This is a genomic window from Janthinobacterium sp. PC23-8 (assembly GCF_002250505.1).
Taxonomy (GTDB): Bacteria; Pseudomonadota; Gammaproteobacteria; order Burkholderiales; family Burkholderiaceae_D; genus Janthinobacterium.
Window position 1 is genome coordinate 234,705 of the sequence record NZ_NJGY01000005.1, and the last position, 12,564, is coordinate 247,268.

Below are 12,564 nucleotides of genomic sequence, written 5' to 3' on the forward strand. Positions count from 1 at the left end.
CCCAGCGTCGTGCGACAGACTGCGCCGTGGCGGGCACAGAATGCAGGCGGTGGCGACCACGGGGCATGAGGTATCATGCCGGTATTGCATATAGAACGAGCACTGGAATGACATGTTGATTATTACCATCAAACAAGGCAAGGAAAAAAGCTTGCTGGGCCAATCGTGGATCTACGCCTCGGCGATCGACAAGGTCGAAGGCAAGCCGCAGGAAAAAATGAAGCCGGGCTCGACCGCCATCGTGCAAAGCTCGTCCCGGCAATTCATCGCCCGCGCCGCCTACAACTCCAAGTCGCAGATCCGCGCGCGCATCTGGAGCTTCAGGGAAGACGAGCCGGTCGATCACGCGCTGATCAAGCGCCGCGTCAAGGCCGCCATCGAAAAGCGCTTGCCGGCCATCAGGAAGGCCGGCGACAACCAGCTGCTGACCCTGATCAAGGGGGAAGACGAGGGCTTGCCCGGCCTGGTGGTACAGCTGTTCGGCGGCGCGCAAGGCTACCTGATCTGCGAATTTAACGCCGGCGGCGTCGATGCGTGGAAAGTGGCCATCGTGCAATCGCTGATGGCCTCGACCGGTTGCGCCAACGTGTATGAGCGCTGCGACGAGCTGCTGCGCAAGGGCGAAGGCTTGCCTTTGATGGACGGCGCGCTGGCCGGCGAAGAGCCGCCCGATGAAGTCATGCTGACCGACAACGGCGTGCGCTATGCGCTCGACCTCAAGACCGGGCACAAAAGCAAGTTTCGCTGATCATTCCAGCGGCACGCTGCGATACTTGTTGACCTCCAGTGCCGTCACCGCCGGCGCATCATTGCCCCAGCTGGCGCGCAAATGGCTGACCACGGCCGCCACTTCCCCATCGTTCAACAGCGGACCGTACGGCGGCATGCCCCAGGGGCGGGGATTGCCGGCCGTGCCGGGCGCAAAGCCGCCGTTGAGCACGATGCGGATGGCGTTCACGGGTGAATCGGTCAATAAAGCGCGGTTGCCGGCCAGCGGCGGGTAGCCGGGCGGCACGCCCTTGCCGTCCGCCTGGTGGCAGCTGGCGCAATGCGTCTCATACAGTTTGGCGCCCTGCGCCAGTTGCGCGGTGGCCGCCTCGGAGCTGTCGCGCGGCGCCGGTTTTGCTGGTGGCTGGGTGTCGGGCAGGCTTTTCAGATAGACCGCCATCGCCCGCACGTCCGCCACTTCCAGGTGTTGCAGGCTTTGCCGCACCACCTCGGCCATCGGCCCGAACACGGTGGCGCGCGGCGATACGCCCGTGTGCAGCAGTTGCACGATATGCTCGGTATCCCAGTCGCCCAGGCCCGCTTCCGCGTTCGAGGTCAGCGCGGGCGCATACCAGCCCAGCATGGGAATCAGGCCGCCCGACAGGCCCTCTTCGCTGCCGCCCAGGGTCGTGCGGCTGCTATGGCAGGCATTGCAGTGGCCCAGGCCCTGCACCAGATAGGCGCCGCGGTTCCACTCCACGCTTTGCGCCGGGTCTTGCTGGTAGACGGCCGGCCGGAAATACAGCGCGCGCCAGGCGGCCAGGGCAATCTGCTGGTTGTAGGGAAAGCGCAGGGTGTGCGGCAGATTGGCCTGGCGCCGCGCCGGCACGGTTTGAAAATAGGCGTACAGCGCGTCGCTGTCCTCGCGTTTTACCTTGGTGTAATTGGTATAGGGAAAAGCCGGATACAGCAGGCGGCCGTCTTTCGACTTGCCGTTATGCATGGCGCGCCAGAAATCGTCGGCGCTCCAGGCGCCGATGCCGGTTTCCTTGTCCGGCGTGAGATTGGGCGACATCACATTGCCGAACGGCGTAGCGAGCGCGCGTCCGCCCGCATAGGGCACGCCGCCGCGGGTGGTATGGCAGGCCATGCAGTCGCCGGCTTTGGCCAGATAGGCGCCGCGCGCCACCAGCTGCTCCCGGTTCAAATTGTTGGCGGCGGCCGGCGGACCCATATCGTCTGCCGGCCACAGCAGCATTTTTGAGGCCACGCACACCAGCAGCAGCACACCGACGGCGATCAACGATTTTTTCACGGCGCGACCTTGTCTGTGGAGCCCGGCACGCTGCCGCAGTGCAGCGGCAGGGGCAAGGTGATGGTCTCTGCGGGACGCGCACCGGCGTCGGCCGCCTGCGTGCCCAGCCAGGCCGACACGGCGCCGACATCGGCGTCCGACAAGCGTTCGGCAATCTGCGCCATGCAGTCGGGCGCATGGGCGCGGCGCACGCCGTTTTTCCAGGCGCCGAACTGGGCGTTGATATAGTCGCGCGGCAAGCCCAGCAAACCGGGAATGGCGGGCGCCACGCCGGCCAGCTGCTGGCCGTGGCAGGCGACGCAGGCCGGGATTTTTTTCACGCTGTCGCCCGCAAGCACCAGCTGCTTGCCACGCGCCAGGGCGGCCGTGCCCGCCGTACTGGGCTGGGCCGGTGGCGCAGCAGGGTGTTGCTGCGAAAAATAATCGGCGATTTCTTTGAGGTAGGCGTCGGGCAGGTGCTCGACCATGTAGGTCATCAAGGGATAGCGGCGCCGGCCGTCGCGGAAATTGAGCAGCTGGTTGTACAGGTAGCCGGCAGGTTTGCCGGCGATGCGGGGAAAGAAGGCGTCGTGGCGTTCGTCCTGCGCATGGCAGGCGGTGCAGGCCTTGATGCGCTGTTGCAGCGTATCGGGCACAGTGGCGGCCACCGCCGTGCTGCCGGCCATGCCGGCCAGCGCCATTATCAGCCTGGAAATAGGTCGCCGCATGCCGTCCACCCGTCTATGCTTGTTTAGTTGCCTAGCATATACTGTTCTCGTCTGTTGCGACAGTACCAATGAGGTGTGAAGTGCCAGGTATCGGCGCAATGACGTCGCGTGGCTGCGGCGCCACCTTGCCGCCGGTGGCGATCCAGCGGCGGTACACGCGCAGGGCCACCTGCGCGTCGTCGGCCGCATACAAGATTTGCTTGTCGGACAGGCGCACCGAGGCCCAGTTGGTGGTGGAGATTTTTTTGGACTTCTGCAGATGCAGGCCGAAGAACTTGGCCACCGCCGTCTTGGCGCCCAGGTCGTTGCGCTGGCCGCCGCGCAGGGCCACTGACAGGTCGAGCACGCCAGCCGGCGCAATGCCGAGCTTGTTGCGCAGACGCTTGACGTCATCGGACAGGCCGAATCCCACTTTCAGGGGACTGCTGGCCTCGAGGATGGCTTTCAGTTCGGCCAGCGCCGGCGTCGGCTTTGAGCCCACCTGGAACAGGTAGGCGGTGTCGTCGGTGGCCAGCTGGATCAGGTGCGGGCCGGTCGACGACTCGCCCTTGACGAAGGTTGGCTTCGATTCGGTATCGAAGCCGATCGCGTCCGCCGCCAGCAGGGCAGCCATGGCCGACTTCGCTTCGTCAGCGGTGCGTACCAGCCGCACGTCCTCCAGGCGGATCCCCTGGTAGGGCGGCAACGCGGGTGCAAGCGGCTGGAGTGGCGCAGCAGCATTATCCATGAAGCCGGATCAGCCTTTGCGCGAGAATTTCGCGGTCAGCAAATTGAGCTTTTCAAGACGCAGGCGGTTCGCTTCCTCGGCTGCCGCCGCTTCGCGCTCGGCCTTCTTGCGGTCGGCTTCTTTCTTGAAGCGCTGCTGCAATACTTGCGTGGCGTGTTCGCGGTGGGTGGCCGTGACTTCCGCGCCGGCTTTGCCGTCGAGGTCGTAACGCAGCTTGGCTTTTTCCATGACGCGCAGATAGCGCAGCGAACCGGTGTGGATGCCCAGCGCCGTGCGCATCAGCTTGCGGTCCAGGTCCGGCAGGCGGGCCAGGATCTGCTTGTCGATGCCGATGGACAGGGGCAAGCAATCGCGGAACGGTGGAAATTGCTCCTGGAACTGCTTGAGCAGCGCGCGCGCTGTCAGGCCGGCCGGCGCTGGTGCGGCTGCCGCGGCCGCCGGTGCGGGCGCGGATGCTGCCGCGTCTTGCGCTTGCGTGTCAGGAGTGGTGGCTTGCAGGTCTGGCGTGGAGCTGGTCATCGACATCGTGGGGTTAGGCTATAAAAGGGGAGCATAGCACGCGCCACAGGCGAGCGCATTGTCTTTTTTGGCAACTTGACAGGCATTTGACATGCATCGTCGTAATGAAGGCAGGCGCAAAAACCGTTAAATGTGTATAATGTCGGCTTGCGCTGATGGCTGCACCGTGTTTTTACGGGGCAAATCAGGTGTGCAGAGGGGTAAAAGCAGCGTGGCAGCCTTGATATTCGGACGATGGATGGCAGATGGTGTGCTTGTCAACTCGGGATTATCGGCAATCATGCATGAGCTTGCTCTTCGCTGTGTCTTCACTGAACAACAACAAGCCCGTTCTGGTACGGGCTTTTTTTCATTCCGCAATGTACATCGCCTGTTTATCTGACCCGGCTTCGGCCTCGCCGTCCGGTCCGCCGCTCGCGCAGCATGCGCGGGCCTTGAACGTTCTGATCGACAGGCGCCGCTGCCGTTAGAGGGCAGCCGCAACAATACGCTCCATCGAGTCCGGTTTCGCAGGCTTAGGTGGAATCATTCACTTCGCGCCGACACCATCTGGTCTCGCATTAAGAGATATCTCATGAAGAATACGCCAAAAACTTTAACGTTGTCCGCCAAGGCGCCACGCCCGGCCTCCGCGCAATTAGCCGTTCCAAAAACGACTCTATCTTACTTCATCGATAATGCGCAAGCGAATCCGGAAGCGACCGTGGTCACGCCGACCGTCGTCACGGTGGTCAAGAAGAGCCGTTCGCGCCTGGCCGCCGTGCCGCCGCTTGACATTGCCGTGGAAGCGCCCGCCGCCGCCGAGCCTGCCGTAGCGGAAAGCGCCGCCGAGCCAGCGCCGGGCGTCAAGCTCGCGCCGGTCGTGAAAGTGGCCGCCGCGCCGCGCAAGGTCAGCGAAAGCGCCGCCACCAACAAGGTGGTGACGGCTGCCCGTTCGAAAGTCGTGCGCGCCAAGGTCGAAGTGGCGCCGGTGACCATCATCAGCGGCACCCAGGCGGTCAGCAAGACCACCGACGCCGACGCCCTGGCCGCCATCGATACCTCGAACTACTTCCTGCCGACCGTCAAGGTGCCGGGCCGCCGTGGCCGCAAACCGAGCGAATTCACGCCGGAAAACGATGAAGTGGCGGCGCTGAACGCCGTCGAACGCGCCGAACTGAAGGCCGTCTCGAAAGCGCGCGACCGCAAGGCCAAGGGTGGCGTGGCCGATGCGCTGGGCGATCCGGAAGCGTCGGCAGCGGATCTGGAGCGCCGCCGCAAACAGATCACCGGCCTCATCAACATGGGCAAGGAGCGCGGTTTCCTGACCTATGCCGAGATCAACGATCAACTGCCGGAAAATATCATCGATCCGGAAGCGATCGAAGGCATTATCGCCACCTTCAACGACATGGGTATCGCCGTCTACGAGCGCGCCCCTGACGCGGAAAGTTTGTTGTTGACTGACAACGTCGCCACCGTCACCAGCGACGATGAAGTCGAAGCTGCGGCCGCCACCGCGCTGTCGACGGTCGACTCCGACTTCGGTCGCACCACCGACCCGGTGCGCATGTACATGCGTGAAATGGGCGCCGTGGCGCTGCTGACGCGCGAAGGCGAGATCGAGATCGCCAAGCGGATCGAAGGCGGCCTGAAAGACATGATCCAGGCCATTTCCGCCTGCCCGACCACGATTGGCGAAATCGTCGCCCTGTCGCAAAAGATCGCGCGCGACGAAATCAAGGTCGATGAAGTGGTCGACGGCTTTGTCGACCTGAACGAAAGCAATGCCCCTGCGCCGGCCGCCGTGGTGGTGCCGGCTGCCGCCACGGGCGACGACGAGGAAGAGGAAGAAGAGGCGGAAGAAGAAGACGGCGACGCCAATGGCGGCGCAGCCGGTTTCTCGAGCGAACAGCTGGCGCAGCTGAAAAAGAATGCCTTGGAAAAATTCAACGTCATCTCGACCCAGTACGAGAAGATGCGCAAGGCGCCCGAAGGCTACAACTCGAAAGTCTATGTCAAGGCGCAGGAAGCGATCTCGCAGGAATTGCTGGGCATCCGCTTTACCGCCAAGGTGGTCGAAAAGCTGTGTGACACCCTGCGCGGCCAGATGGAGGAAGTGCGCCATATCGAGCGCGCCGTGCTGGAACTGTGCGTGAACAAATGCGGCATGCCGCGCGCCCACTTCATCAAGGTGTTCCCGGGCAACGAGACGGACCTGGAATGGGTCGACCGCGAAGTCGATTGCAAGTATCCGTACAGCGCCATCCTCAGCCGTAACGTGCCGGCCGTGAAAGAGCTGCAAAAGAAAATGATCGACCTGCAGGCCCGCGTGGCCTTGCCGCTGGCCGACCTGCGCAAGATCAACAAGCAGATGGCCGCCGGCGAAAAGCGCGCGCGTCACGCGAAACGTGAAATGACGGTCGCCAACTTGCGCCTGGTCATTTCGATCGCCAAAAAATACATCAACCGCGGCCTGCAATTCCTCGACCTGATCCAGGAAGGCAATATCGGCCTGCTGAAAGCGGTCGACAAGTTCGAATACCGCCGCGGCTACAAGTTCTCGACCTATGCCACCTGGTGGATACGCCAGGCCATCACGCGTTCGATCGCCGACATGGCCCGCACCATCCGCGTGCCGGTGCACATGATCGAAACGATCAACAAGATGAACCGCATCTCGCGCCAGATCATGCAGGAAACCGGTAGCGAACCGGACCTGGCGACGCTGGCCGTCAAGATGGAAATGCCGGAAAACAAGGTGCGCGAGATCATGAAGATCGCCAAGGAGCCGATCTCCATGGAAACGCCGATGGGCGAAGATGGCGATTCGCAACTGGGCGACTTTATCGAAGACAACACCACGCTGGCGCCGCTGGACGCCGCGCTGCATGCCTCGATGCGCAACGTGATCAAGGAAGTGCTCGATTCCCTGACCCCGCGCGAAGCGAAAGTGCTGCGCATGCGCTATGGCGTGGAAATGTCGAACGACCACACGCTGGAAGAAGTGGGCAAGCAGTTCGACGTCACGCGCGAGCGTATCCGCCAGATCGAAGCGAAAGCCATGAGCAAGCTGCGCCAGCCTTCGCGTTCGGACAAGCTGAAAACGTTCCTGACGCAGAACTGAGAGTCAGTCCGGTAAAGAAGGGAGGCCATCAGGCCTCCTTTTTTTATTGATACAAAAGCAACAGCCTATTTTTTCCACGGCGTCTGGCCGGCGGCGCTGGCCTTCGCGAACACCTGCTGTTCATAGTCGAGGTAGGCGCGCAGCATGGGGCGGTAGGTCGCTTCGGCAATGTCTGGCGACAGCCCGTTCTCTTGCGCCAGCGACATCGCCTTGCGCACCACGGCCTCGGCGCGCGCCGGCACTTCCACGTGGGTGGGGTCGGCCTTGAAGCGCGCCGCCTCGTGCACATAGCGGCCGCGCTCGGCCATCAGGCGCACGATATCGTGGTCGATGCGGTCGATATGGCCGCGCACCTCGTCGAGGCTCTGGCAACAGGCGCCGTTATCGACGGTCGGGCTGCCCCAAGGGGCGGGCGCCGCCGCTGCGCCTTGCTGGGCGTGCGCGGCACTGGCCGCGAGCAGTAAAACAGTCGTCAGGAATAATCGCATGCGTCGCTCCGGTTGGGATGAGGGCGGTTGCCGTCATCGATGGGCGCGATTCTACCGGCTTTTGCTGGCCGGCCCGGTCCGCTTCAGCGCTGGCCACGCCCGGCGGCCAGCCAATTCGACGGTCGTGACCTGGCCCTGCTGATGATTGCCGTGGCGCAATAGTGCTATGGCCGCTTTGGCTTACAATCGATCGTACTCATCAATCGCTGCTATCCTCTGGAGCACACTGGTCATGACGATATGGAAGGCGCACCCTCGCGCGATCACGATGCTGACACTACTTACCTGCCTGGCCGGCCACGGCCAGGCGGCCCTGCCGCCGGGCGTACACGATGCGCTCGATAGCCAGCTGGGCCTGCATCGCGGCCAGGATTTTCGGCTTGCCGATGGCCAGTGCCGCGATTGCCCGACGATCCCGCAGGCGCTGTTTTACTTTCGCGATGAAGTCATCGCCGTGCCCAGGGCGGGGCTGCCCGTGTCCGGCCATTCGAGCGTGGCGCGCGGCAAGGACGATGTGCGGGCCTGGGCCGCCAGTGCCGAGGCGCGGCAACTGGCCTATCCGGGCCTGGTCTGGCTGGGTGCGCCGCAGTTGCTGCCAGATGCCATGTTTTCAGCGGGCGGCGCCAGCCTGCGCCTGCCTGGCGGCGCCGTGCTGCCAGCGCGGCTGGTGCCGAAGATCGCCACCAACCTGGCGTATTTCGACGCCAGTTCACATGCTTTTTTCGACGCCAGATCCGTGCGCGTGCGCGGCCGCCTGGAGCAGGTGGACGGCGCGCAGCGTTACACCGCGCGCACCATCTGGCCCAACGACTTCGTGATCGCCGCCCAGCCGCTGGCGCTCGAGCCATTGAAAAGCAAGGACGGCCTGGTCGACTATGTGCGGGCGCACGATGGCGGCGCCAGGAGCGCCTATTCGAACCGCCTGATCTGGGAGCGCCAGCCGGGCGCGGCCAGCCAAAGCCGGGGCCGGCCCGTGCTGGGCGTCATGCTCAACGGCGCGCAGGGCGATGACGATGAAGCCTACGGCGGGCATTTTGCGATCGCCACCGGCACCATGGGAGCGCGCGGCGAATTTGCCGACTGGATCGTGAATAATTTCTATGGCCTCGACGCCTATGGCGAAAAGGGTATTTTGGCCGCCTCGGTGCCGATGGATAACTACCTGGCCGACCTGAACAGCGGGCAATCGTATTACCGGCCGTCGTACATGCTGGTCGCGGTGCTGAATAATCCACGCACCGCCGTGGCCTACCAGGGCGGCGTGCAGCGCCTGTACAACCAGTATTACCGGCACGATATCGCCTACGACGGCGCGCTGAACAACTGCGCCGGCCTGAGCATGGATGTGTTTGATGCGCTGGGCTGGAACATTCCGGCGCGCGGTCCCACCCATGCCCTGATGGCCCTGGCCGGCTATCCGTACAAGGCGATCAGCAAATGGAGCTTGAAGGAAGGCCGCAAGGCGTATGACTACCTGAGCGAGGAACAGACGCGGCTGTATCCGGCGGTGGCGTTCGATGCGGCCGGCCAGGACCTGCTGCGGCTGGTGAGCGGCGCGCCGGGGCGCGTCCTGACGCCATTCGAGCAGCAACTGCGCAGCGACGTGGACGCGTTGATCCTGGTGCGCATTCCGCAGTTCCCGTCGAGCCGCGCCTTCGGCTCGGCACCCGTGTTTTCCTATGACGAATACATGGCGCGCACGCCGGCCGACCATGCCGACTGGAAGATCGTGCCGGTCGAACCGAAGCCATTCCCGGCGGCCTTGCGCGACGGCCTGGCCCGCGAGCCGCTACCGCGCAGCGTGATGCCGTGGCCGGTGGCGCTGGCCGGCGTCACGCTGCTGGCGCTGCTGCTGGGCGCCGGTTGGCTGGCGCGCCGGCGCTGGATGCAGCGCCGGCGCTGAGCGCCCTGTCAGCCGGTATTGCGCAAGCCTGCCGCCACCCCGTTGATCGACAGCTGGATGCCGCGGTGCACGCGCTCGTCGAGCTGCTTCTCGGTCGACAATGCGCGGTGGCGTTTGATCAGTTCCACCTGCAAGTGGTTCAGCGGATCGAGGTAAGCAAAACGGTTCTGGATCGAGCGCGCCAGCAGCGGATTGCCGGCCAGGCGCTCCGTGTTGCCGGTGATCAGTTCCAGGCATTGCAAGGTATTGCCATGCTCTTCCGTGATGCGTTTGTAGATACGTTCGCGCAAGTCAGGATCGGCCACCAGTTCCGCGTAGCGCGAGGCGATCGCCAGGTCCGTCTTGGCCAGCACCATATCCATGTTCGACAGCAGGGTGGCAAAAAACGGCCATTCGGCGTGCATGCTGCGCAAGGTGTCGATTTTCTCGTCCTTTGCGCCGTTGCCGTCGTTGATCCAGGCGCCAATCGCGCTGCCGAAACCGAACCAGCCCGGCAGCAGCAGGCGGCACTGGCCCCAGGAAAAGCCCCACGGTATCGCGCGCAAGTCTTCGATGCGCTGGTTGGCCTTGCGCGAGGCGGGGCGCGAACCGAGGTTCAGTTCGGCAATTTCCGCAATCGGCGTGGCCGCAAAGAAATACTCCGTAAAGCCCGGCGTTTCATAGACCAGTTGGCGATACGCCTTGTAGGCCAGGTGCGACAGTTCGGCCATCACCGTTTCAAAGCGCGCCAGTTGCCTGGCTTGCTGCGGATTTTCCGTCTGCGGCGCCAGGCTCGCTTCCAGCGTGGCGGCGACCAGCAATTCCAGGTTGCGCCGGCCGATTTCGGCGTTGGAAAACTTCGAGGCGATGATCTCGCCTTGCTCCGTCAGGCGGATCTGGCCGTTGACGGTGCCCGGTGGCTGCGCCAGGATGGCTTCGTAGCTGGGGCCGCCGCCACGGCCCACCGTGCCGCCGCGGCCATGGAACAGGCGCAGCTTGACCCCCGCCCGCTGAAAGTCGGCCACCAGCGCCAGTTCGGCCTTGTACAGCTCCCAGTTCGAGGTGAGAAAGCCGCCATCCTTGTTCGAGTCGGAATAGCCGAGCATGACTTCCTGCAGTTGCCCCTGCCTGGCGATCAGCTGTTTGACCAGCGGCAGGGCCATCGCGCGGCCCATGATGCCGGCCGCGCGCTGCAGGTCGGGGATGGTTTCGAACAGCGGGATGACCATCAGTTCGGCGCTGGCGCCGTCGCCGCCGTCGCCGCCATCAATGCGCAGCAGCCCGGTTTCCTTCTGCAGCAGCATCACTTCCAGCAGGTCGGACACGGTTTCCGTGTGCGAGATGATGTAGTTGCGGATCGCCCGCGCGCCGTAGCGCGCGCGGATATCGCGTGCCGCGCGCAAAATCGCCAGTTCGGCATCGGTCACCTCGTTATAAGTGATGAAGGGCGAATACAGCAGGCGCGGCTGCGACAGTTCACTCAGCAGCAGCGTTTCCCGCGCGTCCTCGTCCAGCGCGCAGTAATCGCTTTCCACGCCGCTTCTTGCAAACAGGTCGGCCAGCACTTTTTCGTGCACGTCCGAGGTTTGCCGCATGTCGAGCGAGGCCAGGTGAAAGCCGAAGATATCGGCCGCGCGGCGCAAGGTGGCCAGGCGCGGGCGCGCCAGCGCGGCGCCGTGATGGGCCGTCAGCGAGGCGTTGATCACTTTCAAATCGGCCGCAAACGCGGCCGCGTCAGGATAGGACGCGGCCGGACCGACTTCCTTGCGCAGGATATTGGTCGCGCCCAGGGCGCGCGCGGTGGCCGCCAGGCGCGCATAGATGCCGATCAGGGCGCGCCGGTACGGTTCGTCGCTGCGGTGCGGCGAGGCGTCCGGCGACTGCCCGGCCAACGCTTCGAGTTCGCCGCTCACGCCGACGAGCAGGGTCGAGACCGACAATTCGGCGCCCAGCGCGTGCACTTCGTCGAGATAAAAGTCGAGGATAGTGGTGGCGTGGCGCGCCAGCGCATGCTGCATGGTGCCGGCGTTGACGTTCGGGTTGCCGTCGCGGTCGCCGCCGATCCAGCTGCCCATCTGCACATGGGCCGCGTCGATCGGCGTGACGGTGCCGTCAGGGTTCGGATATTCGGCGGCGATATCGTCCTCGATATCGTCGTACAGGGCCGGCAGCTCGCGCAGGAAGGTGATGCGGTAGTAGGACAGGGCGTTTTCGATCTCGTCGGCCACCGTCAGCTTCGAGTAGCGCAGCATGCGCGTTTGCCACAGGGTTGCCACGCGCGAGCGCAGCAACTGCAGGTTGGCCTGGCGTTCCTTCGGCGTTTGCGGCGTGTCGCGTTCGGCCAGCAGGCGCGCGATATCGTGCTCGGCGTCGAGGATGCTCTTGCGCTGCACTTCGGTCGGGTGGGCTGTCAGCACGGGGGCGATCAGCGCGTCGCGGAAAAAGGTGTCGACGGTGGCGCGCGTCACGCCGGCGGCGCGCAGTTTTTTCAGCGCAAAGCCCACGCTGCCTTTTTGCGCGCTGGAGCCGGCCAGCAGATGGGCGCGGCGGCGGCGGATATGGTGCTGGTCTTCGGCGATATTGGCCAGGTGCGAAAAGTAGGAAAAGGCGCGCACCACGGAATTGGTCTGCTCGCGCGTCAGTTGCTTGAGCATGGCGTCCAGTGCCAAAGCGGCGCCGGCGTCTGCTTCGCGGCGAAAGCGCACGGAGGTCTGGCGGATGGTTTCGACCACCTGGAAGACGGCCTCGCCTTCGTGCTCGCGCAGCACGTCGCCCAGCAGGCGGCCCAGCAAGCGGATATCTTCTTTCAGTGGCGCGTCCTTGTCGGAGCTGGAGGCGGCGTCTGTTTCTGGTGCACTGGCTTCATTGAGCATGATTGATACCAAAGTAGGTGTAAAAGAAAAGAATCGGTAAAGGCGCCGGGCGTTCAGCCGTAGCGTGGAGGGGGCGCATGATAAAATTTATGATCTTGAACATGGCGTGTGACCGGTTTTGCCGAGTAGGCAAAGGAACAATAATTATAGCGACGCCGCGCGCTCTGCCCGCAAAACAGTGGCATAGCCAGCGGCGAAACAACAACGACAGCGAAAGAACTTGTTTTGAACTCATCCGA

Annotated in this window: 9 protein-coding genes; 3 read left to right on the forward strand and 6 right to left on the reverse strand. The window is 63.9% G+C overall.

Going from position 1 to position 12,564, the window contains the following annotated elements; translation table 11 throughout:
• Nucleotides 1-112 precede the first annotated feature (112 nt).
• The gene (locus CD932_RS27580; RefSeq protein ID WP_094446076.1) at nucleotides 113-748 is read left to right on the forward strand and encodes an SAM-dependent methyltransferase; all 636 of its coding nucleotides are present in this window, start codon (nucleotides 113-115) and stop codon (nucleotides 746-748) included.
• Here CD932_RS27580 and CD932_RS27585 read toward each other — a convergent pair whose 3' ends face one another.
• Genes CD932_RS27585 through CD932_RS27600 form a run of 4 tightly spaced genes read right to left on the reverse strand, consistent with a single transcriptional unit; the run spans nucleotide 749 to nucleotide 3,976 of the window.
• Nucleotides 749-2,023, reverse strand: a complete 1,275-nt coding sequence (locus CD932_RS27585) for a cytochrome c (protein ID WP_254926791.1) — start codon at nucleotides 2,021-2,023, stop codon at nucleotides 749-751.
• Complete coding sequence (locus CD932_RS27590; RefSeq protein ID WP_141213408.1) at nucleotides 2,020-2,703, reverse strand: c-type cytochrome; 684 nt, start codon at nucleotides 2,701-2,703, stop codon at nucleotides 2,020-2,022. The genes CD932_RS27585 and CD932_RS27590 overlap by 4 nt, the downstream gene beginning before the upstream one ends.
• Before the next feature lie 58 nt (nucleotides 2,704-2,761).
• Nucleotides 2,762-3,457 (reverse strand): 3'-5' exonuclease, encoded by a 696-nt coding sequence (locus CD932_RS27595; protein ID WP_094446078.1) that lies wholly within the window; start codon nucleotides 3,455-3,457, stop codon nucleotides 2,762-2,764.
• A 9-nt stretch (nucleotides 3,458-3,466) separates the two neighbouring features.
• Nucleotides 3,467-3,976 carry a ProQ/FINO family protein gene (locus CD932_RS27600; protein ID WP_094446155.1) on the reverse strand — a complete coding sequence of 170 codons (510 nt, stop codon included), beginning with the start codon at nucleotides 3,974-3,976 and terminating at the stop codon, nucleotides 3,467-3,469.
• 574 nt (nucleotides 3,977-4,550) lie between these two features.
• On the opposite strand from CD932_RS27600, the gene rpoD reads away from it, so the two are divergent.
• Complete coding sequence (rpoD, locus tag CD932_RS27605) at nucleotides 4,551-7,082, forward strand: RNA polymerase sigma factor RpoD (protein ID WP_094446079.1); 2,532 nt, start codon at nucleotides 4,551-4,553, stop codon at nucleotides 7,080-7,082.
• A 65-nt stretch (nucleotides 7,083-7,147) separates the two neighbouring features.
• Here rpoD and CD932_RS27610 read toward each other — a convergent pair whose 3' ends face one another.
• A complete protein-coding gene (locus tag CD932_RS27610) occupies nucleotides 7,148-7,570 on the reverse strand; it encodes a chorismate mutase (protein WP_094446080.1) in 423 nt (140 codons plus the stop codon).
• A gap of 268 nt (nucleotides 7,571-7,838) precedes the next feature.
• Here CD932_RS27610 and CD932_RS27615 point away from each other — a divergent pair, with 268 nt between their 5' ends.
• The gene (locus CD932_RS27615) at nucleotides 7,839-9,473 is read left to right on the forward strand and encodes a hypothetical protein (protein ID WP_141213394.1); all 1,635 of its coding nucleotides are present in this window, start codon (nucleotides 7,839-7,841) and stop codon (nucleotides 9,471-9,473) included.
• An 8-nt stretch (nucleotides 9,474-9,481) separates the two neighbouring features.
• Here the strand turns inward: CD932_RS27615 and ppc are convergent, their stop codons facing one another.
• On the reverse strand, nucleotides 9,482-12,325 hold the full coding sequence (gene ppc, locus CD932_RS27620; protein ID WP_094446081.1) for a phosphoenolpyruvate carboxylase: 2,844 nt from the start codon (nucleotides 12,323-12,325) through the stop codon (nucleotides 9,482-9,484).
• Nucleotides 12,326-12,564 lie beyond the last annotated feature (239 nt).

Bases quoted from the DNA above. Each gene is read 5' to 3' on its own strand.
- CD932_RS27610 (WP_094446080.1), bottom strand. From the start codon at position 7,570: ATGCGATTATTCCTGACGACTGTTTTACTGCTCGCGGCCAGTGCCGCG.
- CD932_RS27615 (WP_141213394.1), top strand. From the start codon at position 7,839: ATGCTGACACTACTTACCTGCCTGGCCGGCCACGGCCAGGCGGCCCTG.
- CD932_RS27595 (WP_094446078.1), bottom strand. From the start codon at position 3,457: ATGGATAATGCTGCTGCGCCACTCCAGCCGCTTGCACCCGCGTTGCCG.
- rpoD (WP_094446079.1), top strand. From the start codon at position 4,551: ATGAAGAATACGCCAAAAACTTTAACGTTGTCCGCCAAGGCGCCACGC.
- CD932_RS27580 (WP_094446076.1), top strand. From the start codon at position 113: ATGTTGATTATTACCATCAAACAAGGCAAGGAAAAAAGCTTGCTGGGC.
- ppc (WP_094446081.1), bottom strand. From the start codon at position 12,325: ATGCTCAATGAAGCCAGTGCACCAGAAACAGACGCCGCCTCCAGCTCC.
- CD932_RS27600 (WP_094446155.1), bottom strand. From the start codon at position 3,976: ATGACCAGCTCCACGCCAGACCTGCAAGCCACCACTCCTGACACGCAA.
- CD932_RS27590 (WP_141213408.1), bottom strand. From the start codon at position 2,703: ATGGCGCTGGCCGGCATGGCCGGCAGCACGGCGGTGGCCGCCACTGTG.